The organism is Streptacidiphilus melanogenes (assembly GCF_000787835.1).
Taxonomy (GTDB): domain Bacteria; phylum Actinomycetota; class Actinomycetes; order Streptomycetales; family Streptomycetaceae; genus Streptacidiphilus; species Streptacidiphilus melanogenes.
The window spans coordinates 50,313-73,133 of the sequence record NZ_BBPP01000023.1; the positions used below are offsets into that span (position 1 = coordinate 50,313).

General features: G+C 71.3%; 28 protein-coding genes. 16 read left to right on the forward strand and 12 right to left on the reverse strand.

The features are described from left to right. Positions 1 to 12: 12 nt before the first annotated feature. Positions 13 to 600 (reverse strand): TetR/AcrR family transcriptional regulator, encoded by a 588-nt coding sequence (locus TR49_RS23260; protein ID WP_042384670.1) that lies wholly within the window; start codon positions 598 to 600, stop codon positions 13 to 15. A gap of 108 nt (positions 601 to 708) precedes the next feature. Here TR49_RS23260 and TR49_RS23265 point away from each other — a divergent pair, with 108 nt between their 5' ends. The 6 genes from TR49_RS23265 (at position 709) to TR49_RS23290 (ending at position 7,311) form a co-directional block, all read left to right on the forward strand. Beyond that, positions 709 to 1,773: an ABC transporter permease gene (locus TR49_RS23265; RefSeq protein WP_042384674.1), complete on the forward strand. Its 1,065-nt coding sequence runs from the start codon at positions 709 to 711 to the stop codon at positions 1,771 to 1,773. A gap of 96 nt (positions 1,774 to 1,869) precedes the next feature. Then, the gene (locus TR49_RS23270; RefSeq protein ID WP_042384683.1) at positions 1,870 to 3,297 is read left to right on the forward strand and encodes a serine hydrolase domain-containing protein; all 1,428 of its coding nucleotides are present in this window, start codon (positions 1,870 to 1,872) and stop codon (positions 3,295 to 3,297) included. 144 nt (positions 3,298 to 3,441) lie between these two features. Then, on the forward strand, positions 3,442 to 4,428 hold the full coding sequence (locus TR49_RS23275) for an MBL fold metallo-hydrolase (RefSeq protein ID WP_042384684.1): 987 nt from the start codon (positions 3,442 to 3,444) through the stop codon (positions 4,426 to 4,428). Positions 4,429 to 4,507: 79 nt separating this feature from the next. After that, positions 4,508 to 4,951: a MerR family transcriptional regulator gene (locus TR49_RS23280; RefSeq protein WP_042384688.1), complete on the forward strand. Its 444-nt coding sequence runs from the start codon at positions 4,508 to 4,510 to the stop codon at positions 4,949 to 4,951. Next, positions 4,935 to 5,306 carry a thioredoxin gene (trxA, locus tag TR49_RS23285; RefSeq protein WP_042384689.1) on the forward strand — a complete coding sequence of 124 codons (372 nt, stop codon included), beginning with the start codon at positions 4,935 to 4,937 and terminating at the stop codon, positions 5,304 to 5,306. The genes TR49_RS23280 and trxA overlap by 17 nt, the downstream gene beginning before the upstream one ends. A 343-nt stretch (positions 5,307 to 5,649) precedes the next feature. Then, on the forward strand, positions 5,650 to 7,311 hold the full coding sequence (locus TR49_RS23290; protein WP_084725301.1) for a globin domain-containing protein: 1,662 nt from the start codon (positions 5,650 to 5,652) through the stop codon (positions 7,309 to 7,311). 54 nt (positions 7,312 to 7,365) lie between these two features. On the opposite strand, the gene TR49_RS23295 is transcribed toward TR49_RS23290, so the two are convergent. Continuing rightward, positions 7,366 to 7,860: an NUDIX hydrolase gene (locus TR49_RS23295; protein WP_369405336.1), complete on the reverse strand. Its 495-nt coding sequence runs from the start codon at positions 7,858 to 7,860 to the stop codon at positions 7,366 to 7,368. A gap of 227 nt (positions 7,861 to 8,087) precedes the next feature. Between TR49_RS23295 and TR49_RS23300 the strand changes: the two genes are divergently transcribed. After that, on the forward strand, positions 8,088 to 8,846 hold the full coding sequence (locus TR49_RS23300; RefSeq protein WP_052434562.1) for an IclR family transcriptional regulator: 759 nt from the start codon (positions 8,088 to 8,090) through the stop codon (positions 8,844 to 8,846). A 101-nt stretch (positions 8,847 to 8,947) separates the two neighbouring features. Continuing rightward, positions 8,948 to 9,364, forward strand: a complete 417-nt coding sequence (locus TR49_RS23305; RefSeq protein WP_042384815.1) for an SsgA family sporulation/cell division regulator — start codon at positions 8,948 to 8,950, stop codon at positions 9,362 to 9,364. Between the two features lie 58 nt (positions 9,365 to 9,422). On the opposite strand, the gene TR49_RS23310 is transcribed toward TR49_RS23305, so the two are convergent. Next, on the reverse strand, positions 9,423 to 9,800 hold the full coding sequence (locus tag TR49_RS23310; RefSeq protein ID WP_042366669.1) for a phage holin family protein: 378 nt from the start codon (positions 9,798 to 9,800) through the stop codon (positions 9,423 to 9,425). 62 nt (positions 9,801 to 9,862) lie between these two features. Here TR49_RS23310 and TR49_RS23315 point away from each other — a divergent pair, with 62 nt between their 5' ends. Both TR49_RS23315 and TR49_RS23320 read left to right on the forward strand, forming a co-directional pair. Then, positions 9,863 to 10,180: a cupin domain-containing protein gene (locus tag TR49_RS23315; protein ID WP_042384816.1), complete on the forward strand. Its 318-nt coding sequence runs from the start codon at positions 9,863 to 9,865 to the stop codon at positions 10,178 to 10,180. A 169-nt stretch (positions 10,181 to 10,349) separates the two neighbouring features. Beyond that, positions 10,350 to 10,550, forward strand: coding sequence for a hypothetical protein (locus tag TR49_RS23320; RefSeq protein WP_042366667.1), 201 nt, complete (start codon positions 10,350 to 10,352; stop codon positions 10,548 to 10,550). 82 nt (positions 10,551 to 10,632) lie between these two features. Here the strand turns inward: TR49_RS23320 and TR49_RS23325 are convergent, their stop codons facing one another. After that, positions 10,633 to 11,928, reverse strand: coding sequence for a YibE/F family protein (locus TR49_RS23325; protein WP_042384817.1), 1,296 nt, complete (start codon positions 11,926 to 11,928; stop codon positions 10,633 to 10,635). Between the two features lie 215 nt (positions 11,929 to 12,143). Here TR49_RS23325 and thiC point away from each other — a divergent pair, with 215 nt between their 5' ends. Further along, positions 12,144 to 13,985 (forward strand): phosphomethylpyrimidine synthase ThiC, encoded by a 1,842-nt coding sequence (gene thiC / locus TR49_RS23330; RefSeq protein WP_042384819.1) that lies wholly within the window; start codon positions 12,144 to 12,146, stop codon positions 13,983 to 13,985. 113 nt (positions 13,986 to 14,098) lie between these two features. Further along, positions 14,099 to 14,299, forward strand: a complete 201-nt coding sequence (locus TR49_RS40270; protein ID WP_052434567.1) for a hypothetical protein — start codon at positions 14,099 to 14,101, stop codon at positions 14,297 to 14,299. Between the two features lie 2 nt (positions 14,300 to 14,301). Here TR49_RS40270 and TR49_RS40275 read toward each other — a convergent pair whose 3' ends face one another. Next, on the reverse strand, positions 14,302 to 14,715 hold the full coding sequence (locus tag TR49_RS40275; protein ID WP_152627413.1) for a hypothetical protein: 414 nt from the start codon (positions 14,713 to 14,715) through the stop codon (positions 14,302 to 14,304). Between the two features lie 59 nt (positions 14,716 to 14,774). Continuing rightward, complete coding sequence (locus TR49_RS23340) at positions 14,775 to 15,521, reverse strand: hypothetical protein (protein ID WP_042384702.1); 747 nt, start codon at positions 15,519 to 15,521, stop codon at positions 14,775 to 14,777. Between the two features lie 410 nt (positions 15,522 to 15,931). Here TR49_RS23340 and TR49_RS23345 point away from each other — a divergent pair, with 410 nt between their 5' ends. Next, positions 15,932 to 17,047 (forward strand): MerR family transcriptional regulator, encoded by a 1,116-nt coding sequence (locus TR49_RS23345; protein WP_042384820.1) that lies wholly within the window; start codon positions 15,932 to 15,934, stop codon positions 17,045 to 17,047. A gap of 77 nt (positions 17,048 to 17,124) precedes the next feature. On the opposite strand, the gene TR49_RS47145 is transcribed toward TR49_RS23345, so the two are convergent. The 4 genes from TR49_RS47145 to TR49_RS47050 all read right to left on the reverse strand — a co-directional run bounded on the left by TR49_RS47145 (position 17,125) and on the right by TR49_RS47050 (position 19,303). Continuing rightward, on the reverse strand, positions 17,125 to 17,436 hold the full coding sequence (locus TR49_RS47145; protein ID WP_500808188.1) for a hypothetical protein: 312 nt from the start codon (positions 17,434 to 17,436) through the stop codon (positions 17,125 to 17,127). Next, the gene (locus TR49_RS23350) at positions 17,360 to 18,436 is read right to left on the reverse strand and encodes an FUSC family protein (protein WP_042384704.1); all 1,077 of its coding nucleotides are present in this window, start codon (positions 18,434 to 18,436) and stop codon (positions 17,360 to 17,362) included. Before TR49_RS23350 ends, TR49_RS47145 begins: the two co-directional genes overlap by 77 nt. Before the next feature lie 362 nt (positions 18,437 to 18,798). Then, complete coding sequence (locus TR49_RS47045; RefSeq protein WP_084725307.1) at positions 18,799 to 19,014, reverse strand: hypothetical protein; 216 nt, start codon at positions 19,012 to 19,014, stop codon at positions 18,799 to 18,801. Beyond that, positions 19,001 to 19,303, reverse strand: coding sequence for a GntR family transcriptional regulator (locus tag TR49_RS47050; RefSeq protein WP_160311628.1), 303 nt, complete (start codon positions 19,301 to 19,303; stop codon positions 19,001 to 19,003). Before TR49_RS47050 ends, TR49_RS47045 begins: the two co-directional genes overlap by 14 nt. Between TR49_RS47050 and TR49_RS47055 the strand changes: the two genes are divergently transcribed. Then, a complete protein-coding gene (locus tag TR49_RS47055; RefSeq protein WP_162484684.1) occupies positions 19,239 to 19,421 on the forward strand; it encodes a thiamine biosynthesis protein ThiC in 183 nt (60 codons plus the stop codon). The two genes, TR49_RS47050 and TR49_RS47055, sit on opposite strands and share 65 nt — an antisense overlap. A gap of 54 nt (positions 19,422 to 19,475) precedes the next feature. On the opposite strand, the gene TR49_RS23360 is transcribed toward TR49_RS47055, so the two are convergent. Both TR49_RS23360 and TR49_RS23365 read right to left on the reverse strand, forming a co-directional pair. Further along, complete coding sequence (locus tag TR49_RS23360; RefSeq protein WP_042384707.1) at positions 19,476 to 20,117, reverse strand: hypothetical protein; 642 nt, start codon at positions 20,115 to 20,117, stop codon at positions 19,476 to 19,478. Then, complete coding sequence (locus TR49_RS23365; RefSeq protein WP_042384709.1) at positions 20,114 to 20,692, reverse strand: RNA polymerase sigma factor; 579 nt, start codon at positions 20,690 to 20,692, stop codon at positions 20,114 to 20,116. The genes TR49_RS23360 and TR49_RS23365 overlap by 4 nt, the downstream gene beginning before the upstream one ends. A 237-nt stretch (positions 20,693 to 20,929) precedes the next feature. Between TR49_RS23365 and TR49_RS23370 the strand changes: the two genes are divergently transcribed. Continuing rightward, positions 20,930 to 21,955 carry a hypothetical protein gene (locus TR49_RS23370; protein WP_042384711.1) on the forward strand — a complete coding sequence of 342 codons (1,026 nt, stop codon included), beginning with the start codon at positions 20,930 to 20,932 and terminating at the stop codon, positions 21,953 to 21,955. A gap of 319 nt (positions 21,956 to 22,274) precedes the next feature. After that, on the forward strand, positions 22,275 to 22,733 hold the full coding sequence (locus tag TR49_RS23375; protein WP_042384713.1) for a hypothetical protein: 459 nt from the start codon (positions 22,275 to 22,277) through the stop codon (positions 22,731 to 22,733). The last annotated feature ends 88 nt before the right edge of the window (positions 22,734 to 22,821 follow it).

The following is a 22,821-nucleotide window of genomic DNA, read 5'->3' on the forward strand; positions in this document are numbered from 1 at the left end:
GCGCGGCGCCCGCTATCCCCGGAACATCATGCCCAGCCCCGAGGCGAAGACCTGCGGCTCGTCCACGCGGAAGGCGGCCCGCTGGAGGATGAAGCCCTGAAGCGTGGCGAGGATGACGCGGGCGCACGCGGCCGGGTCGGCGTCGGGCGGCAGCTCCCCGTCGCGCTGGCGGGTGGTCAGTTCCGCCGCAAGCAGCGCGTTGAGGCGCTGCAGGCCGGCGCGGACCACGTCGGAGAGGGCGTCGTCGCGCATCGCCTCGGTCCAGACCTGGACGATCAGGCGGGCGAGCTCGGGGTCGTGCAGGGTGCGGATGGGTGCGGTGGGCAGGGAGGCGAGCAGCTCCGGCAGAGGGGCGTCGTGCTGCTGGAGGTGCGCGGCGAGCGAGTCCGTGACGTCGTCGAGGGACTCCGTGGCGATGGTGCGGATCAGTTCGTCCTTGCCGGGGAAGTAGCGGTAGAACGCCCCGGCCGACAGGCCGATCTCGTTCAGCAGGTCCTGCATGGACGTCGCGTGGAAGCCGTTCGCGGAGAAGCAGCGCCGTCCGCCCGCGAGGATCTGCTGCCGACGGGCTTCGCTGTGCTCCTGGGATACGCGTGGCATGGGTCCAACGTAAAGCGAACGTTCATTCTTGACAACGTGGGAAGGGTGGGCGCAGGCTGGTGCGCGCATAAAAACGAATGTTCATTCTCTATGACGGGAGCCTCTCCCATGAACGCCCGCCTCCGCCCGTACCTGTTGGTTGTGGTCCTGCCGCTGGTGGCCGCCTTCCTGCTCTGGGCCTTCGCCTGGCCGGCGGCGCGCATCGCGCCGCGTGCGCTGCCGCTCGGGGTGGTCGGGCCGGGACCGGCCGTCGTACGGGTCGAGCAGCAGCTCGCCGCGCATGCCGGGCCGGACGGCTTCGCGATGCACCGCTACCCCGACGCGGCCGCCGCGCGGACCGCCATCGAGCACCGCGACGTCTACGGTGCGCTGGTCCTCGCACCGGTGCCCACGCAGGGAGCGACCGGCGCGGTTGGTGGGACCGGTGCGGCCGGTGCGCACGCCGGCTCGCAGATGCTCACGGCCTCGGCTGCCTCGCCCGCCGTGGCGACGATGCTGACCCAGCTGGCGGAGCAGATGCCGGGCACGACCGTCACCGACGTGGTGCCGCTGCCCGCCGCGGATCCGCACGGCACGGCCTTCGTCGCGGGCGTCCTGCCGATCGTGATCGCGGGCCTGGGGACGGGTGCGCTGGCCTTCCTGCTCGGCCGGCGCAGGGTGCAGCGAGTGCTGCTCCTGCTGCTCTCCTCCGCCGCGATCGGCGCGTCCGCGGTGGCGGTGACCCAGGGTTGGCTCGGCGTGCTCGGCGGTGACGCGGCGGCCAACATCGGGGTGGTCTCGCTGATGGTGCTGGCGGTCTCGTCCGCGGTGTGCGGGTTCGCGGTCCTGCTCGGGCACAAGGGGATCGGGATCGGCTCGCTGGTGCTGATGCTGCTCGGCAACGCCTGGTCCGGCGCGGCGGCCGCCCCCGAGCTGCTGCCCGGCGCCGCCTCGTGGATCGGTCGGCTGCTGCCGGCCGGGGCCGGTGCGACGGCCCTGCGCGACAGTGCGTACTTCGGCCGACACGCGATCGGGCTCCCGCTGGTCGTGCTCGGCGCCTGGGCCGTCCTCGGCCTCGGGATGGTCGCCCTGGCCGGACACCGCGCGCCGAAGGCGGCCTCGAAACTCGTCGCCTCCGGCGCGGCGGGCGCCACCGCGGTCACGGCCGGGGCCACGTCCGACGTCACCCTCTGACGGACGTTCCGGCCCCCCAGGGCGATCCACGGAGACCCCGGGGACACCCGGGAAATCGCCTCGCCCCGCCCGAGCAGGGGGATTAGCGTTCGAACCATGGCGAACCCCCGAGCCGGCGAACCCGGCCGCACCACCATCGGCGACGACGACTTCACCGAGCTGCTGCCGCAGACGCGGCGGGCGCTCGCCCACCGGCTGGCGGTCGCGCAGCGCGACGGGCGGCTGCCCGGCGTGGTGGCGGCCGTGCTGCGGGACGGCGAGCAGCGGTGGTGGGGCGCGCGCAGCATGGTGGACGGGCACGCGCCCGATCCGGACACCCAGTTCCGGATCGGCTCGATCACCAAGACGTTCGTCGCCGTGCTGGTGATGCGCCTGCGTGACGAGGGGCGGCTGCAGCTCACCGACCGGCTCGGGCAGCATCTGCCCGTGGTCGGGCCGGCCGTCGGCGAGGTGACGATCCGCCAGTTGCTGTCGCACACCTCCGGGCTCACCAACGAGCCCCCCGGCCCATGGTGGGAGCGGACCGACGGAGCGCTGCGTCCCGAGCCGACCGACCTGCTCCAGCACCCGCCGCTGCGGCACGAGCCGGGACGGCTCTTCCACTACTCCAACGTCGGTTTCGCGCTGCTGGGCGCGCTCGTCGAGCAGCTGCGCGGGGACGACTGGTACACCGTGCTGCACCGCGAGGTGCTGCGGCCGCTGGGGATGCGCCGTACCACCGCGCTGCCGGACGCCCCGCACGCGGGCGGCTGGGCGGTGCACCCCTGGGCCGACGTGATTCTTTCGGAGCCCTTGCAGCAGACCGGGCGGATGGCCCCGGCCGGGGAACTGTGGTCGACCGTCGACGACCTGACCCGCTGGGCGGCCTTCCTCGCGGTGGGGGACGACCGGGTGCTGGCCGCGGGGTCGGTGGCGGAGATGCGCGAGTGCCAGGCGGACGGCGAGGAGCGGTACGGGCTCGGCCTGGCGCTGCGTCAGGCGGGCGGCCTCTCCCTGGCCGGGCACACCGGCTCGCTGCCGGGCTTCCTGGCGATGCTGTGGGTCGCACCCGAGGAGCGGCTCGGTGTCGTCGTGCTGGCCAATGCGACGGCCAGCCCCGGCCCGGCCTTCGGGGAGCTGGCTGCGGACCTGCTGCGGATCGTCGCCGAGCGCGAGCCGCGGATCCCGGAGCCGTGGCGGCCGCTGTCGTCCTGCGATCCGGAGGTGCTGGCGCTGACCGGGCCCTGGTACTGGGGGCCGGCCGGCTACGGGCTGCGCCTGGTGGGCGAGGACGAGCTGGAGCTCGCTCCGCTGACCGGCACCGGAAACCGCGAGGCCCGGCTGCACCGCGCGGACGACGCGGAGACCTGGATCGCCGAGGGCGGCTACTGGCACGGCGAGCCGCTGCGCGTCGTGCGCGACGCGAGCGGCCAGGTCACCCATCTGGACCTGGGCACCTTCGTGCTCACCAGGGAGCCCTACCCGCTGGAGGGCCCGGTCCCCGGCGGGGTGGACCCGGCCGGCTGGCGCGCCGAGAAGTGGTGAGATCCCTGGCGAAGAGTCTCGGTTTGCCATCATTTGGATAGAGCTGGCGAGGAACAGCGGACGACGCACAGCGGACGACGCACCACGCGGACCACCGGATCGCGTGTGCGGGTACGGATCGCTGCGACGCGGAAGAGGCGAGCGATGGCGAGAAGGCGCGGCCGGGGCGCCGGCACGCGGGCGGAGTCCGAACCCACGGTGCCGACCGGGCAGGGCGAGGAGCCGGAGGCGGGCCGATCCGTCGCGCCGCACGGCAGCGTGCCGCAGGGCGGCCCGGTGGAGGGTCCGGTCGAGGGGGAGACGGCTCCCGGTGCGGCCGTGGCCCCGGAGCGGGCGCGGCTCGAGGTGGACGTCTTCGCCGGGCCGGAGTCCGCCTTCTTCGCCACCTCCGCTCTGGTCCTCGGGCCTCGGCACGCGCTGCTGGTCGACACCCAGCTGACCCGCAGCGCCGGGCGCGAGCTGGCGGAGTGGGTGGCCGGCAAGGCCCGCGCGCTCGCCGCGATCGTGATCACGCATCCGCACCCGGACCACTACTTCGGCACCGAGGAGGTGCTGCGGCTCTTTCCCGGCACCCCCGTCTACGCCGACCCGTCGGTGATCGAGGAGATCACCCGCACGGGGCTGGCCAAGGTCGTGCAGTGGCAGCAGGTCTTCGGGGACGACATCACCTCCGGGCCGATCGTCCCCGGGCCACTGCCCACCGACACCATGCTGATCGACGGCTCGCCGGTGCACATGCTCGCGGTCGGCCAGGGCGACTGCACGACGTCCACCGTGGTGCACGTCCCGGACGCGCGAACGGTCATCAGCGGGGACGTCACCTTCAACGGCACCCACCTGTGGACCGCCGACACCACGCGCGAGCAGCGCGCGGACTGGCTGGCCAGCCTGGAGACCGTCCGCGGCCTGGACCCGGACCGCGTCGTCGCGGGCCACCGCGCGCCCGGCCGGGACGACGACGCGGCCCGGGTCCTCGCCTTCACCGGCGACTACCTGCGCGAGTTCGACGCGCACCTGACCGAGCACCCGGACGACGCGGACGCCGTGATCGCCGCCGTCAACGAGACCTACGGCGAGCTGACCCTCCCCGGCATGCTGCACACGGGCGTCCACGCCAACACCTCCCGCTGAACCGCATCTCCCTCGCTGAACCAGGCGGACGCGCCCGCGTGCTGGCGTTGACGTCGGGGTCAAGGTCTACGGTCGAGCCATGCGCATCGGTGAGCTGGCCCGAAAGGCGGGCACGACGACGCGGACGCTCCGCTACTACGAGGCGCGCGGGCTGCTGCCCGCCCGCCGCACCGAGAACGGCTACCGCCGTTACGACGAGGAGGACCTGCGGCTGCTGCACCAGATCCGGCTGCTGCAGGACTTCGGCTTCGAGCTGGAGGAGACCCGTCCTTTCGTCGACTGCCTGCGCGCGGGCCATCCGAGCGGCGACTCCTGCCCGGCTTCGCTGGACGTCTACCGGCGCAAGCTCGCCGAGCTGGACGCGGTGATCGGGCGGCTGGAGCAGGTGCGCGGGCAGATGAGCGCCCAGCTGACCCGGGCGGAGCTCGAGGCGTCGGCGGTGTCGCCGCCCCCGGCCCGGTGCGAACTGACACAGCCCCCGGAGGGGCGCGAGAGGGGAGCGGACGATGACACGGACGAGTGAGCACGTTGCGGCGGTGACGGACGCGGACTTCGACGCACGGGTGCTGGCGAGCGGGCTGCCGGTGCTGGTGGAGTTCACCGCCGACTGGTGCCCGCCGTGCCGGATGATGGCCCCGGTCCTGGCCGAGCTGGCCGCCGAGCGCGCCGGCGAACTGCACGTGCTGGCGCTGGACGTCGACGCCAACCCGCGGACGCAGAGCCGCTACGGGGTGCTGTCCATGCCGACGCTCATGCTCTTCCGCGACGGCGAACCGGTGTGGACGGCGGTGGGCGCGCGAGCCAAGCGGCGCCTGGGCCAGGAGGTCACCGAGGCGTTGGAGCGCGGTGGAGTTCCGGGTGGGGGCGCGTCAGCGTAGCGCGTCGTCTCTCCGTGCGCCCGGTACTTCACGCTATTGGCAGGACGACCCGTCACCTCGTGTCAGGCTCCCAGGCAGGTACGGACCCGACGGGAGATGAAGCTCCAAGGTGTCGATCGGAAGCGCTCTCAATCGAAACAGCCGCTCCCGCACGCGCGGAGCGGACCGACGGAACGGGAAGGCGGGAGGTTCCGCCGAGGTCGTCGAGGAGCCGGAGGAGCTCGACGCGTCGGCGCCGGCGGCCCCGCAGGAGCCTCCCGAACCACCTGAACAGCCGAAACCGTCAACGCGACCGGAACCCCCGGCCCCGTTCGAGCCGCCCGCAGCCTTCGGCGGAGCCGCGATGTACGAGCCGCCCGTGGAGTACGGGCATCCCTTGCCGCCGGCCGAGGCCGTGGCCGGGCAGGAGGTCGCGCTGCGGCCCGCCGGGTTCACCCCGATGATCGCCAACGCGCCCGCACTGAACTGGGTGGGCCCGGACGACGCGTGGACGCGTGCCTGGGCGGTGCCGGCGGCGCCGGTCGAGCCCCCGGCGCCGCTGCCGATCCAGTCCGCTCCGCCGCCGATACCGCAGGGCATCCCGGCTGTGCCGCTGCCTCCCCCGCCGATGCCGCTGCCCGGCTCGGTGGTGGCGGTCGTCCCGCTGTCCTCCCGTCAGAAAGCCTCCTCCGTGCGGAAACCGCCCGTGCCGACACCGTCGGCCGCGCTGCCGCAGCAGCCTGTCGCGCCGCCGCAGCCCGCGCCGAGTCCGGCGTCGGCCATGCCCCCCTCGGTCGCGTCCTCCTCGCTCACCGCCCCCTCGGCGATCCCGCCCGCGGCCGCGCCGGCCGCGGACGGCGGGGCGGTCGGGCCGACGCCGCAGGACATCGTGCTGATCCGGCGCAGTCTTGCCGCGGTCGAGCCGGTCGCGGACCGCGCGACGGCGCACTTCTACGCCGTGCTCTTCCTCACCCGTCCCGAGCTGCGCGCGCTCTTTCCCGCGGCGATGGACGTCCAGCGCGACAAGCTGTTCCGCGCGCTGCTCGCCGCCGGTCGGGCCGCCGACGATCCGCCGACGCTGGTCGCGTACCTGGAGAAGCTCGCGCGTGGCCATCGCCGATTCGGCGTGCGGGACGAGCACTACGCGCCGGTGGGCACGGCTCTGTGTGCGGCGCTCGAACGCTACTGCGGACGGGAGTGGACCGAGGACACCGCACAGGCCTGGAGCCGGGTCTTCGGCGTGATCGCGCAGGTCATGATGGCCGCGGCGGCGCGTGACGCGCAGACCTCGCCCGCCTGGTGGCAGGGGGAGGTGCAGTCGGTCGACGCGGTGACCCGCGACATCGCAGTGGTGACACTGCGGACCGACCACCCGTATCCCTACCGGGCCGGTCAGTACGCGAGCGTCGAGGTGCCGTGGTGGCCGCGGGTGTGGCGCAACTACTCGCTCGCCTCTCCCGCGTCCGTTCCGGCCCGTCCGGGCGCGGACGGGCTGCTGCGGCTGCACGTGAAGGCCGTGCCGGCGGGTTGGGTCAGCAATGCTCTGGTGCACCGGGCGCAGCCGGGCGACATGGTCCGCCTCGGTCCACCGCAGGGGCGCATGGTCGTGGACCCGCACGAGCGCGACCCGCTGCTGCTCGTCGGCGGCGGCACGGGGATCGCGCCGCTGCTGGCGATCGTCGAGGAGCTGGCGCTGTCGGGCGCGCGGCGCACCGTCGAACTCCACTACGGCGCGCGCCGCGCGGAGGAGCTGTACGCGCTCACGGCGCTGCGGGAGCTGGACCGTCGCCTGCCGTGGCTGTCCGTCCACAGCGCGGTCGCGGAACCGTCCCCGGGCGCGCAGCCGTTGCCCGGCAGCGAGCGCGGCGCCCTCTCCGAGGTCATCGCCCGAAGCGGCCCCTGGGACGGCTACCGGGCCTGTCTGAGCGGGCCCTCGGCGATGATCCGGCGCACCCGCGCGGTGCTGCTCGATGCGGGTGTGCCGACGGAGCACGTCCTGTACGACCTGGAGGACGGCCAGATGTAGGGCCCCCGGATGGAGGGCCCTGAGGTCCCGCGTCCGCCGTACCCGCGGGCCTGCCTACGTCACGCCGAGATCGTCGGCGAGCAGTGCTCTGACTCCCTCGATGTTCGCCGCGAGATAGGCCCGCAGCGACGGGGGGACGACGTTCACCGCCGTCACCCCCTCGCGCGTGAACGGGAGGCGGACCACCTCGTACTCGCCCACCGGCGCGTCCACCTCGGGGCCGTGCCGGCGGGCGAGGTCCATCGAGCTGAGCCTGCACACGAAGAAGTGCTGCACCTTCACCCCGTGCGGGTGCAGTTCGGTGCCGTCCTCGTGATGGGTGTGGGAGACCGTGTCGACGAATGCGGGGACGATGTCCGTCGCCTTGCCGCCGAGCTCCTCCGAGAGCTCGCGATGGAGCGCGTCGACGACGGTGGCGTCGCTCGGCTCCATGCCGCCGCCGGGGGTGATCCAGTACGGCGGGCGGCCGGGCTTGGTCCGCTTGATCATGACGAGCTCGGGGCCGTCGGGGCCGTCGTCCAGCAGGATCGCGCGAGCCGTGCGCTTCACCACCGGACGCGGGGCGTGTCGGGCTGCTGTGCGTGTCGCGGGTTGTGCCACCACGTTGGGAGTGTGCCGCGGGGGGCGTGGAGTGAAACCCGATGCGACAACACGCCGTGGCGCAGTCCCGTCCCGGGCCCGGGTGAGGAGTACACCGGAGAGGCAGACATCCCGTCCTCACAGTGGGCATGATGTGGAGGAGTTGCGTCCATATGGCACATGCCCAGGGGGTTGAGATGGCCACGGAGAAGGCCGCGCCGACGCTGATCTCCTCGGTGCAGCGGGCTCTGCGGCTGCTCGAGGCCGTCGGCGAACACCGCTCGGGCGCGACCGCCAAGCAGCTCGCCCGCCAGGCGGGACTGCCCCTGGGTACCGCGTACCACCTGCTGCGCACCCTCACCCACGAGGGATATCTGGAGCGCGTCGACGGCGCGTACGTCTACGGGGAGGCGGTCGGCGAGCTCGGTCGTCACCACGAGGTGCGCGAGGGCCGCGCGGCGATCGGCGCCGCGCTCGCGCTGCTGCGCGACGAGCTGGGTGCGGCGACGTACTTCGCGACCTACCGGGACGGCGAGCTGGACGTGGTAGAGGTCTGCGAGGGGCCGGGCATGGAGGCCGTGGAGGAGTGGGCCGACTTCCGGGTCACCGGCCACGCGCACGCCATCGGACAGTGCCTGCTCGGCCAACTCGACCGGGAGGGACGCCTTGACTACCTCTCGCGTCACCGTCCGCAGTCGCTGACCCGGCGCACGGTGACCGACCAGAACGTGCTGCTGCGCCGCCTGGAAGGCCGCCCGCACGGGCGGCCGGTGCTGGAGCACCAGGAGTACATGCCGGGCGTCGTCTGCGCGGCGGTCCCGATCATGATCGGCACGGCCGTCTGCACGGTCGCGCTCTCCCTGCCGCTCGCCCAGGCCCATCGGCTTCCCGCGGCGGCGGACCGACTGGCGGCCCGTGTCGGATCGGTGCTGGAACGGCTCTCTTTCAGCATTTGAAATCTTCGCTCTTGGGGCCGAGAGCGGACAAAAGCGACGATGGTCGCGCGCGCTACGCAGTACCGAACTGACGACGGGGATCGAGAGGTACCGCAATGAAGATGCAGAGCCTGGTCAAGGGCCATCTTGTGATGAGCCTGCTGGTGTCCGACGAACTCACCTTCGACACCGACGTGAAGCTTGCCTACGACCCCGTCGACCCGCTGGCGATCCGCCTCACCTTCCACCTGCCCGGCGACCCGCCGGTCAGCTGGGTCTTCGGCCGGGAACTGCTGCTGGACGGGATCACCCGCCCGAGCGGGGAGGGCGACGTTCGGGTCTGGCCCGTCGCGGGGCTGGACGAGGACTTCATGGACGTGTGCATCGAGCTGCGCTCGACGGAGGGCGCCGCGGTGCTCCGCTCCCCCGCCGTCCCGTTGATCTCCTTCCTCGGCCGGACCGATCGTGCGCTCCCGATGGGACAGGAGCACACGACCGCCGACCTCGATCGCGAGCTGGAAGCCATTCTGGGTCGTTAGCCCGGTCGTGCCCGGTCGTGCCCGGTCGTGCGCCGTCGCCCGGCGGGGCGGCCCGTCGTCAGTCCTCGTCGCGGACGACCAGGTGCAGCGCCCAGGCCACGATGCTGATCAGCAGCGAGCCCAGCAGGGCCGGCAGGAAGCCCTCCACGTGGAAGTCCAGGCTGAGCCTGCCCGAGGCCCAGGAGGTCAGCCACAGCATGAGCGCGTTGATCACGAAGGTGATCAGGCCCAGGGTGAGGATGAACAGCGGCAGCGAGAAGAGCTTGACGAGCGGCTTGACGAAGAAGTTCACCACGCCGAAGACCAGGGCGACGAGCACCAGGGTCAGTGCCTTGTGCTGCCAGTCGCTCGCGGTCAGGTCGATGCCTTTGATGAGCCAGGCCGCCACACCGATGGCCGCGGCATTGATCAGGGTCTTGAGTACGAACTTCATCATGCCGTGATCGTCGCAGCCGGTGACCGCCAGCGGTAGTACCGAAGGCTGGTTGAATGGCGCACATGAAGCTCTTCCGGATGGACGACCTCGACGCCGAGCGGTGCGCCAACGAGGGCGCGTACCTGCGCTTTCTGCGGGAACACACGATGTCCGCGGGCCTGTACGCACTGAACGCGGGGGAACCGGACACCCAGGGTTCACACGCGCAGGACGAGCTCTACGTCGTCGTCAGCGGACGCGGGTCGATCACGGTGGGCGAGGAGACGGCCATGGTGGCCCGCGGCTGCGTCGTCTTCGTCCCGGCGGGCGTGCCGCACCGCTTCCACCACATCAGCGAGGACCTGCGGGTTCTCGTGGTCTTCTCGCCGCCGGAGGGTTGATCCCGGCGCTGATCCGGGCGCCGGTCCGGGGGGTTGTGAGGGTTTCCCCGACTGTCCTGATCAGGGTCTTATCCGGGTCTTCTCAGGGGCAGGAACTCTTCGTTGCGGCTTCTGGCGCCCGTACGATCGAAGACGTAAGCCAGGACACCCGAGGGGGAGGACGGACATCATGACTGAACTGTGGAAGGCGCTCCCTGGCTGGGTGCGCAACATCGTGGTCCCGATTGCGGCGATCATCATCGCCTGGTGGGTGCTGTCGGCGCTGGTCGGCATCTTCTTCGGGCTGCTGGGCATGATCATCAAGCTGCTCGTCGTGGTCGCGCTGGGCGCGGTGGTCGTGATCCTGGTGAAGAAGGCATCCAAGAGTTGACGTGAGCTGCCGTGAGTTGACGTGAAGTCAGGGACGAAGGGCCGGTTGCCGAGCAACCGGCCCTTCGTCCCCCGGCGACGGCTCAGTGACGCCGGCGGTGGGACGCCCTGCCCCGCGCCGGAGCGGGTACGCCCGCGAGTTCCGTCTCGTCGCGCACGTCCCGGGAGGCGACGAACGCCGCGAGGGCCGTCGTCAGCGGAACCGACGCGATCAGGCCGATGCTGCCGACGAGGGTGCGCACCACCTCCTCGGCGACGATCTCGCTCGTGGCCACCTGCCAGGCTCCCCGGTGCGAGAGCGAGAACAGCAGCATCAGCGGCAGGGCCGCCCCCGCGTAGGCCATGACCAGGGTGTTGACGGTCGAGGCGATGTGGTCGCGGCCGATCCGGATGGCCGCCCGGTAGAGCGCCCGGGCGCCGAGGGCGGGGTTGGCCGCGTGGAGCTCCCAGACACTGCTCGCCTGGGTGACGGTCACGTCGTTGAGGACGCCCAGCGAGCCGATGATGACGCCGGCCAGCAGCAGGCCCGGTAGTTGGATGCCGGGGAAGAGCGAGTGGACGAACGCGGTCTCGTCGGAGGTGTTGCCGGTGAGCCGGGCCAGGCCGATGAAGGCCTGGCCGAGCGCGCCGATCAGCGCCAGCGAGGCCATGGTGCCGAGCACCGCGACGGAGGTGCGGGCGGAGAAGCCGTGGCAGAGGTAGAGGGCCAGCAGCATGATCAGCCCGCCGCCCACGACGGCGACGGCGAGTGGCGGCTCGCCGCCGAGGATGGCCGGCAGGACGAAGAAGGACAGCACCAGGAAGCTGATGCCCAGCGCGACCAGTGCCGCCAGGCCGCGCAGGCGTCCGACGAGCACCACGGCCAGCGCGAAGACGCCGGCGAGCAGGGCGACGGGGAGGCTGCGGTCGGCGTCCTCGACGGTGTACTGCAGTGCGGCGGGAGCGGTCGGCGAGTAGTCCACGACGATCTTCTCGCCCGCCGAGTAGACCGCGGTCTGGTCGGGGGTGAGCGTCTGCGTGACGCTGCGGCCGGCGTCCTTGCCGCTGGTGAGCCGGAAGGTGATGGCGGTGCAGGTGCCCGAGTTCGCGCTGGCCGCGCTGCTCTGGCCGGACCCTCCGCAGGGCACGGAACGGGTGGCCGTCACGGTTCCGGTCACCGTGATCTGGTCGAAGCCGGTCCCCGTCGGGGCGTGCGCGGGCAGCGGGGCGGGCCACAGCAGCCACAGCCCCGACAGCACCGCCAGCGCGAACGGCACCAGCACGGCAGCCAGCAGGACGCGCAGGCGTGCGGACGCGGGGCTCGCCGGGCCGTGGTCGTGCGAGTGACCGTGGGGGTGCTGATGCGGAGGGGAGTGTTCCGCCACGTGGTGCTCTGCCACGCGCGAACGGTACCGCCTGTCCACTGCGCAACACAGCCCTGGCCAAGCTCCGCCACTCCTCGCTACCGTGTTCACCATCTCATCTGTAGACGCGGGAGCTCGGAGCACCGGGCTGAGAGGACGCTGACCGCCGTCCCCGACATGGGGGACGTCGAACGCTGCGTCGACCGCAGGAACCTGACCGGGTAATGCCGGCGTAGGGAGTAGTGGGTCTGATGACCACGCACGACGACACGCAGCAGAAGTCTGTCTCCGAGCAGGCCGCAACGGCCTCCAGCACCCAGGGCGGCTACCCGACCCCGGCCTGGCGCAAGGCGTACCACCAGGGCTCCCGGCCCGATCTGCGCGTCCCTTACCGCGAGGTGCTGCTGAGCACGGGTGGCACCGTGCCGCTGTACGACACCTCCGGCCCGTACACCGATCCCGCCTTCGAGCCGGACGTCCGCCGCGGTCTGCCGCCGCTGCGCGACTCCTGGATCAGCCAGCGCGGCGACGTCGAGGACTACCACGGGCGCGAGCCGCGCCCGGAGGACGACGGCCTCAAGCACACCGCGCCGCGAGGCGTCACGCTCACCGCGGGCGCCTCGGGGCTGGGCAACCTCGACGCGGTCTTCCCCGGCCGTCCGCGCCGTCCGCGCCGCGGGCGCGAGGGCGCGGCCGTCACCCAACTCGCCTACGCACGGCAGGGGATCGTCACGCCCGAGATGGAGTTCGTGGCGCTGCGCGAGGGGATGGCCGCGGAGACCGTCCGCGAGGAGATCGCGGCCGGTCGGGCGGTGCTGCCGGCGAACGTGAACCACCCGGAGTCGGAGCCGATGATCATCGGCTCCCGGTTCCTCGTGAAGATCAACGCCAACATCGGCAACTCGGCGGTCTCCTCCTCGATCGAGGAGGAGGTGGAGAAGATGTCCTGGGCCACTCGGTGGGGGGCGGACACGGTCATGGACCTCTCCACCGGCCGCAACATCCACACCACCCGCGAGTGGATCCTGCGCAACTCCCCCGTCCCGATCGGCACGGTGCCGCTGTACCAGGCGCTGGAGAAGGTCGACGGCCGGGCGGAGGAGCTCAGTTGGGACGTCTACCGCGACACCGTGGTCGAGCAGTGCGAGCAGGGCGTCGACTACATGACCGTCCACGCGGGCGTGCTGCTGCGCTACGTGCCGCTGACCGCCCGCCGCAAGACGGGCATCGTCTCGCGCGGCGGCTCGATCATGGCGGCCTGGTGTCTGGCGCATCATCAGGAGAACTTCCTGTACACGCATTTCGAGGAGCTCTGCGAGATCCTGCGGGCCTACGACGTCACCTACTCGCTGGGCGACGGCCTGCGCCCCGGCTCGATCGCGGACGCGAACGACGAGGCACAGTTCGCCGAGCTGACGACGCTGGGTGAGCTCGGCCGGATCGCGCGCTCGCACGACGTCCAGGTGATGATCGAGGGACCGGGCCACGTCCCGATGCACAAGATCAAGGAGAACATGGATCTCCAGAAGGAGATCTGCGACGACGCCCCCTTCTACACGCTCGGCCCGCTCACCACGGACGTGGCGCCCGGCTACGACCACATCACCTCGGGCATCGGCGCGGCGATGATCGCCTGGTGGGGCACGGCGATGCTCTGCTACGTCACGCCCAAGGAGCACCTGGGCCTGCCCAACCGCGACGACGTCAAGACGGGTGTGATCACCTACAAGATCGCCGCCCACGCCGCGGACGTGGCCAAGGGCCACCCCTCCGCCCAGGCCTGGGACGACGCCCTCTCCGACGCCCGCTTCGAGTTCCGCTGGGAGGACCAGTTCAACCTGGCCCTCGACCCGGAGACCGCACGCGACTTCCACGACGAGACGCTCCCCGCGGCCCCGGCCAAGACGGCCCACTTCTGCTCCATGTGCGGGCCGAAGTTCTGTTCGATGAAGATCAGTAAAACCGTTATGGACATGTTCGCCGGCGAGGGGGCAGTCAACGGCGACGATGCGACGGTCGTGGCGGGGATGAAGGCCAAGTCCGAGGAGTTCGCCGCCACGGGGCACAAGGTGTACCTGCCCGTGGTCGAGTAGTTGCTCCTGGGGGAGACCGGTCTAGCCGTCCGTCGCTGTGGCCGGTCTCCGCCTTCCCCTGGGCACCTCGGCCGCCCCCGTTCGCCGGCCCGTTCTTTGCGACGGTGGCCAGGATGTCGCTCAGCGATGGGTCCTGGGCGGCGGTCAGCGGCGTGCCGCCGCGGTCGGTGATGTCCGTCGTGCCGGGACTGGTGGTGACCGGTCCCGCCTGGACGTTCTGGCCGTCGGTCAGTTCGGGGTCGAGCACGGCGGACGCCCAGTGCACGGCCTGCGTGCCGTCGGTGCTCTGCACCACGTCCAGGCTCCCCGGGTAGCTTCAGGTCCTGCCCTTGACCTGGGCGGTGACGTGGAAGTTCACCCTGGTCGCCCCGGTGAACTGCGGGTCGGGGCCTGCGGCGGTGACGCCGGTGAAGGTGAGCCCGGTGAGGGAGAGCCCGTCGTGGTAGCCCTGGAGTGCGGTCTGCGCCGTCGAGGGGGAGTCGGCGTCGCTGGCCGCGCCGTCGTAGTGGGAGGGGTCGCTCTGCCAGGACCGGAGGAACGCGGTGGCCAGCTTCTGCGCGTCCGAATCGCTGGGCGGGGTGGTGGCCGGAGCGGACGGATCGGCGGGTGACTCCGACGAGGTGCTTTCCACTCCGACGACCACATGGACGATGTTGAAGGCCCCACAGCCGTCGGCGGCCAGCACGGCGAGAACGGACGTGGCGACTGCGACTTTCGCTGCTTTGCGCATGCAGGCTGACCTACTCGGTGGGCCGCGGACAGGATGGCATGGCTACGGAAGGGGGACGGCTACTGGCGGTACGCGAGCGAGACGCGCAGGCCGATCACGTAGTCGGAGGGCTTCACCTGTGCGGTCAGTTCGCTCTCCCACACTGGTGTGTACGCGCGGTCCACAGTGGCACCCGGCGCGGGTGGCGGGCTGGCGGAGATCAGCAGGTCCCGGTCCTCGCCGATGGCCTCCTGCAGGTTGGGAGGCGCGTCAACGGTGATGTCGACGGGGACGTTGCCGTCGCCGTAGCTGTCGTTGGCGGAGTTCAGCTCCGGAGCGCGGGCGTGACCGATCTCGTAGAGCTGGTTGATGGGAGTGCCATCAGGCTTCACATCCGCGTGCTGCAGCGACGAGTCGAGGCGGGTCAGGACCGCGGACAGTGGGCCACCGATGCGGGCGAACCAGACAACGGTGCGCTGGCACGTCACAGGCGACCACGTGGGTCGGCTACCGAAGTCGGGATCGTCCTCCTGGGAGTCGCAGCGGTCCTCGACACCCCGGGCAACCGGGCGCGCCCAGGACAGCAGGCGTTCGACTCGCGCGAGCTCGGTGTCGAGCTTCCGTGTGGCCGTCCGGTCGGCCGCGTCGACCGGTGCGGACCGGGCGACGGCGGAGACGTCCGGCGCCGGCGGGTTGGCCCAGTTCACCAGCGACTGTCTCACCCACAGAACGCTCCCGACCGCGAGCGCCAGGGCGACCGGCACCGCCACGGCACAGCCGATCGCGAATCCGCGCTGCTGTCCTTCCGGTGAGTTCGACGGGGTCACGCATGCGCTCCTTTGCCTATCTCAGCGTCGGAGTCTTGTTCGGGGAGCTCGCCCCCGCCTGAGTACGCGTACTCAAATCCCCCCTCTAGATCGTTAACTGAGAAGGAAGTTGCTCCGACTGTGGTGGCTTGTCCCGAATCAGGGCCAGCCCGTGGCCGCAAGCCCTGGGGGGAGGAATCCTGGGAAGGGCAAGGACGAGCACGGCACCGACCCAGACAAGACCACGGCGATGGGCCTGCCCGCGTGCTCGTGCCCACCTCGTTCCTTCGGTCCGAGTCGGCGTCGATCGGTGAAGGGTGACTTGCCTGAGCGTCTGGCACCAGCGCACATCTCGCGTGGCCACAGCCCGCCAGACGCTCGGGGGCGAAGTGTTTGACCCTTACGCAGCGTCATGCCACATAGTCGACGGCGTGGAAGAGCACATCACCGTGGGACGTGCGGCTGAGCTGGCCGACGTGACCGTTCGCACGCTGCATCACTACGACCGGATTGGACTCGTGCAACCGTCCGCGCGAACCGCGGCCGGGTACCGGGCCTACTCGGCGAGCGATGTGGAGCGGCTGCGGGAGGTGCTCGCCTACCGGCGGCTGGGCTTCGGACTGCGCGAAATCGCGGCCCTGGTCGACGACCCGGCCACCGACGCAGTCTCACACCTGCGCCGACTGCGTGGCCTGATGCTGGAGCAGCGCGACCGTGCTGATGCCATGGCGAGGGCCATCGACAGTGAACTGCAGGCGCGGGCTTTGGGAATCAGGACGATGCCAGAGGAGCAACTGAAAGTGTTCGGAGCGCAGTTGTACGACGCCATCGGGTCCGCCTATCCAGCAACGCGGCGCACCGATCCGCGGATCGCCGCGAAGATCTGGGAAGCACTCGGCGACGCACGGACGGTACTGAACGTAGGAGCCGGCACCGGCTCCTACGAGCCCTTGGACCGCGAGGTCACGGCGGTGGAGCCGTCGGCGGTGATGCGGGCGCAGCGTCCCGCGGGCGCGGCGCCCTGCGTTGCCGCGACCGCGGAGAGCCTCCCCTTTGCAGATCAGTCCTTCGACGTCGCGATGGCGATCAGCACCGTTCATCACTGGCCGGATCCGGTCGCCGGGTTGCAGGAGATGCGACGAGTAGCCCGCCGTGTGGTCGTGTTCACCTACGACGCCAGTGCCCCGGGATGGCTCGACCGGGTCTGGCTCACGCGCGACTACCTTCCTGAGTTCGCGGACCTCCTGGTCGGCTGGCCCTCACTGGCTGACCTGACCCAGGCGATCGGGGGCCGGGCCGAGCCGGTGCTCGTCCCGTGGGACTGCGCTGACGGCTTCTTCGAGGCCTACTGGCGACGCCCTGAGGCATACCTGGACGAACATGTCCGCCGGGCGGTGTCGGTATGGACCAGGGTCGGACTGGAGGCCGAACAGCGGGCCGTCAGCATGCTCCGCGACGACCTTTCCTCAGGCCGGTGGGCCGAACGCAACCGCGACCTCACCGCCCTCGATGCAGCAGAACTCGGCCTCCGCCTACTCGTCGCCTGAAGGACTCTCATCAGGCGCGTGAAGAATTCCGCGGTCTGCTGCTACGCGAAAGGGGTCACGACTCTCACCAGCATCTGTCAGGCCCTGGACTGCAAACCGGAGAAGACATCGGCCAAGAGCTCCGGAACCGGCCACCGGGGGTTCTCCCCGCTCAGCCAGCGCCGGACGGTCGACTCGTCGGCGAACACATCGACCTGGCCACGCTCGACGGCGCGGGCCCGCACTCTGCGCGTGAACTCGCTGCGAGGCGACGGTGGGTTTCGATGGTCTTGCGTGTTGCTGCCGAGCTGGAGCGGAACACGTTCGGACTGTTCATGGCGAAGCTTTGGCGGTGCGCTTGCCGAGCAGGCCGGCGAGAAGCATGACGAGTACGCCGATCCCCACGCCACAGAACGTCCACAGGACCCGGTAGCCCTCGGCGGTGTAGTCGGAGGGTTGCGGGAGGTCGATCAGGACGAGCGCCCCCGCCGCGATGGCCGCGCAGTAGAGCGCGTAGTTCAAGAAGCGGATCCCCACCCCGTGCATCAGCAGCACGAGCGCGACCACTTCGAGTCCGCGCGAGACCGCGAACAGCCTCAGCCCGTGTTCACTGGTGGGGATCAGCAGCAGCAGCGCAGCCGCGACAGCACCGATCAACGCGCCCGCAAGGCGCTGTGCGCTGACCAGCGTGGCCTGCTCCAGGTTCGGCTTCAGCGCGATCATGGTCGCGATCGGCAGCCACACGCCGTGCGACAGGTTCAGTCCGAACGCCAGCGCGACGGAGCCAGCGATGGCCAGCGCGCGGATCACCGCGAACATGATCTTCGGGCCAGTCAGCTTCTGGCGCGACGTGGCACCGGGGAGTTCCGCGATCGGCTGGGGCCGGTCCTCGCGCCCGCGGATCAGCCACCCGATGAACGTCACCACGATCCACAGTGCCGACCCCCCGGACCAGGCGAGCACCTGACCCCAGGTGTAGCTGGTGATGCGGGGATGCTGGTGGAAGCCGACCGCGAGCGACAGGGCGAGGATGAACCAGACATTGAGCAGCAGGGCGGTCACGAACCTGCGCACCCCGAAAGCGATTGCCAGCCCGGCTACCAGGGTGACGGCGAAGGCGGCCAGCACCAGCCAACCCCAAGCCTCGCCGCCGATGCCGAATGCCAATGCCGTCAGCCCGGCGCCGATCAGACCAAAGGCGGCGACGTGTGAGGCACGGTGCCCATAGCTGCCGCCGGGGTCGTCCAGCCAGGCAAACAGCAGGCCGAACAAGGCGCTGAGCAGGTACTCCTCATGGCCGATCGCCCAGAAGACGACCAGTGGCACCAGCGCGATGTCCAGGAACAGCACCGCTCGCGGCCAGTTGAGCCCTGGGGGGTTGAGCTTGAACACCTTCGAGAGCCAGCTCATGATCTTCCTCCCGCGAACGGGTCCCAGGCGACTGGGACAGCCCCGATGCCGTTGCCGTCGTGGCCGACCAACAGCACCCGCTCACGGGTTCAACGACGGTTGGCCAGGGCCCGGAATTGGGTGATGCCGCGCGGCGGACGTTGTCGGCCAGCCGCTGCTGGGCGTCAGGGTCCAGGCCGAACAAGCACAGCCTGACGGCCTAGCAGCCCAGCTTCCTCGATTACGCCGAAAGCGGCATGTCACTCGCGTTCGGGCCCGGAGGTGCTCATTCTCGCTGGAGACCCAAGGGTGCTGGAATGCGGCTGAGCGGGGGAAGTGCCCCGCCGCAGCACGGAACCACATCGCAGGGCTCGGCAGCCCCGTCATTCCAGAGGGCGGAGGTTCCTGCGGCGGGCCGCTGCGGCCGGAACAGGCGCGGGGGTGAGGGTGTAGGTGTAGCGAGCGGCGTCGGCGGGGGCGGCGGTGGTCTCGACGGCCAGGGGGAGTCCGGCGACCGTGGTCACCATGATGCGCTGGGTGATCAGCAGCGGTGCGAGCTGGTCGAGTTGGAGGGCGCTGGTCTCGTCAGGGTGGGGCATGCGCGCGGTGACCGACTCGCGCCACTCCAGTGGCCCGTGTGCCATGAATAGCGCGGTCAGTGTGTTTGCGGGCGTCTGCGCGGGCTTCTTCGCGAGTGTCGTGCCGGTGATGCGTTCCACAGGCAGGACCGTGCGGTGCAGTGCGCGGGTAGTGGGTGTGCCCCGCTGTCGGCTGAGTGCGGACGAAGGTGCCGCGTCGTTGCTGGGCGTCCAGAAGTCCTTCGGTGCGCAGTGAGGCGACGGCCTGGCGGACGGTGGGGCGGGAGACGTCGAGGACGGTGATGGACATGTTCTCCGGCGACGAGGCCGTGAACAGCGACGACGCCACGGTCGTGGCCGGCATGAAGGCCAAGTCCGAGGAGTTCGCTGCCTCCGGGCACAAGGTGTACCTGCCGGTGGTGGACTGACACCCCGGCCCGGGCGCCGCCTCGAGAGTCCTCGGGGCGGCGCCTTCGCATCGGTCAGCCTTCGCCGATGTCGACCTGCGAGGCGGGGAAGCAGTTCGGAGCGTGCTCGGTCAGCATGTAGGCCAGGCTCCCCACGGACTTGTGGAGCGCGGCTGCCGGGGATTCGTCGACGACCAGCAGGGTGTCCCCGGGTGGGATCGCGCTGGCGTCGAGCAGTGCGACGCGGCCGTTCTCGGGATCCAGGGACATCACCGCGCCGAGGCGGCTGCTGTCGACCGGAGTCACCTTGGTGGTGCAGGCGGCCGAGGGGGTCAGCACGACGGCGGGCAGGCCCGCTCGGCGGAGCGCTGTCTGGAGCCCGGACAGCCTCGTCCCGATGATCTTGAGCGCGACGATGTGGCCGGGACGGACCGTCACGGTGTAGCCGGCCTCGCCGAAAGCGGGCGCGGCGCTGCCCCCTGCGGTCGGGGAGGTGGTCGGCGTCGCCAGAGGGGCGGCGGGGCTGCTGCCGGCATGGGCGCCCACGACGACGGCGGTGACGGCGGCGGCCAGCCCGAGCGAGGTGACCGCGATCCGGCGGGCGTGGCGCGGACGGACGGGGGCCGCAGAGGGGGTGGGCAGGGCTGCGGCGCGGGCGGTCAGCTCGTCCCCGAGCCGCTGCCGGAAGTTCACGGGAGTGTCCAGGGGGGTGTTCACGAGGCGGCCTCCAGAAGGGTGTCGAGGGACGGGTCGGTCTGCGGAGTGACGCTCTTCATGGCCTTGCGGGCCCGGTGCAGGCGCATCCGTGCGGTGGCGGCGCTGACCCCCAGCGCCTGGGCGGCCTCACGGATGGTCAGTCCGTCCACGACCACCAGGTCCAGCACCGCGCGCAGCGGCTCGGACAACGCGGCGTGGAGTCCGGCCAATCGACGGGCGGCGCGGGCCGCGTCGATGCGCGCCTCGATCGCGGCGACGTCCTGCTCGTCCAGCAACCGGCGGCCGGCGATCTGCGAGACGGCCCGCCGCTCCCGGGCGCTGCCGCGGAAATGCGCGGCCAGGACGTTGCGGGCGATGCCGTACAGCCAGGCGACGGGTGTGCCGCGCCGCGGGTCGTAGCCGTCCGCCTGTTCCAGTGCGGTCAGGAAGATGTCGGCCGTCAGGTCGGCGGCCAGATGCACACTGTCGGTGCGCCGGGTGACGAAGCCGAGGACGGCGTCGAAGTTCTGCCGGTAGAACTCCGCGAACCCGAAAGGGTTTGCGACGGGTGGGGCCGGTGGGTGCTCCGTGGGCACGGATGCTCCTTGGGACGAACGAGTGACTTCCTTACGTCTCTACTTGGCTCCGGCGCCGAAAAGCGTCACATCGTCCCACCGCTCCGGGTGGGCGGGGTACGCCGGGGCGGCGGCTTGCCTGGATCCAGTCCTCCGGCCGCGCGGGCGCGATCATAATCGCCTGCGAGCACACCACGCCGACCAGCGAGACCCCGCTGCGGCCGCCTGTCCAGCGTGCTCAGGGGGAGCAGGATCGTGATGGCGGAAGTCGAGTCGATACCGGTGGCGGGCCGGCCGGCGCGCTCCCTGGTATGGGACGGCGAGGAGTTGGTCGATCCGGTCGGAGGCGGCCGGCGGTGGGGGCCGGACGGGACCGAGCGGAAGACGTCCGTCCACTGGGGGTACCCGTTCGACCGGGCTGCGGTCTCGCCGTCCGGGCGGTACGCGGTGATCTACGTCGAGCGCGGGACCAAGGGCATCGTCGTGGATCTCAGCGGTCCGAGGGTCCTGCGGGAGATCAACCGCAGTTACTACCACTCCGCCGCCTACGACTATCCGGTGGCGCTCGGCAGGCTGTCGGACGGACGCGAGGTCCTGGTCCACTGCCCGGACGAGTACAACAGGTTGGAGGTCGAGGAGCTGACGACGGGACAGCGCCTGACCGAAGGCGCGCGCCGACCGGAGGACGTGTTCCAGTCTCGGCTCGAGGTGAGCCCCGGCGGCAGGTACCTGCTGGTGGCCGGTTGGATCTGGCATCCCATCGGTGTGGCGCACGTGCACGACCTCACGGCCGCGCTCACGGATCCGGAGGCGCTGGACGACGTCACCCTCCTGCAAGCCGCCCATATCGACGCCGAGGTGGCATCGGCCTGCTGGCTGGACGAGAACCGGCTGGTCGTGGCCGCGGCCGACGAGTCCCTTGAGTGGACCGAGCCCCCGGGCCTCAGTGCCGGGCAGCTCGGGGTGTGGTCGATGGCCGATCAGTGCTGGGAGCACCGCAGCACGGTGGACTTCAGCCTCGGCACCTTGCTCGGCCGAGGCTCGCAGGTGGTCTCGCTCCACGGTCACCCTCGGCTGATCGACCTGGCGACCGGCGCGGTCGTCGGGGAGTGGCCCGAGGTGAAGGTGCCCAAGAAGGAGGGCAGTTACGGGCGCAGAGACACCCCGACGCCGGTCGCGGCGATCAGCCCGGACGGGACGCGCCTGGCGGTCGCGCAGGAGGACGGCATCGCGCTGATCGAGCTGCCGGACGACGCAGGCCTCGGCACCCGTCGGGTGCCGTAGTGCCCTGCCCCCGGGAGGCTCCCAAGGGCAGAGCAGAGCAGGGCAAGGCAGAGCAGGGCAGGGCGGAGCAGGGCAGAGCAGGGCGTGCCGGTGTCAGGCGTCCCGCGGGTGTCGGCGTCCGGGCGAGCGGCGGATCTCGCTCCGGAGGGAGCGGACGACCTGGCTTGTGTCGCGCGCCTCTTCGGCAAGGCCGTCGACCTTGTGGTTGGGCGCCGTGCAAACGCGTCCGAAGCGCTCACTGCGCGTGCTTCTGCGGACGTAGCCCGGGTGTCTCCCCGCGGGGGACGCCTTGCGGGCCGCTACGCGGGAGGCTGGCGGCATGAACGCAGGAAGCTCCCAGAAGGCGGTACGGACGGAGGCCGCCCGGCGGGCCGAGAGTGACCCGGTGGTCGCCCTGGTGGCGGCCGGGGTCGGGGTCTCGCTGCTCGTGATGTCCGTGCTGCACCTCACCCATGTGATCTCGGGCGGCTCGCCGCCCTACGACCCGGACGCGGCGGGGACGGCCGAGGGCGTCATCGCGCTGGTTCTGCTGGTCGCCGTCGACCGGCTGCGCCGCGAGCCCGACGGGGCCCGCGGCTTCGCGCTCGGCGCGCTCGTCTTCGCCGTCGCCGGGTCCGTCCTCGGCCTCTCCCTCACCGTGACCGGCGGTACGGCCGTCGACGTGGCGTACCACTGCGTCGGCCTGCCGCTGCTGCTGTTCGCGCTGTGGCGACAGGCGCGGGTGCTCAGGGCAGCACGTGCGTCGTCGAGTGTGCCGGATTCACTCCGTTCACCCTGACGTGCTTTCACGGCCCCTGATGCCGTCGGGGCGCGTTCGGCTGCACGCCCGGAGGGAGCAGATCGTCGCGCTGGGCAGTGGAGTGGTG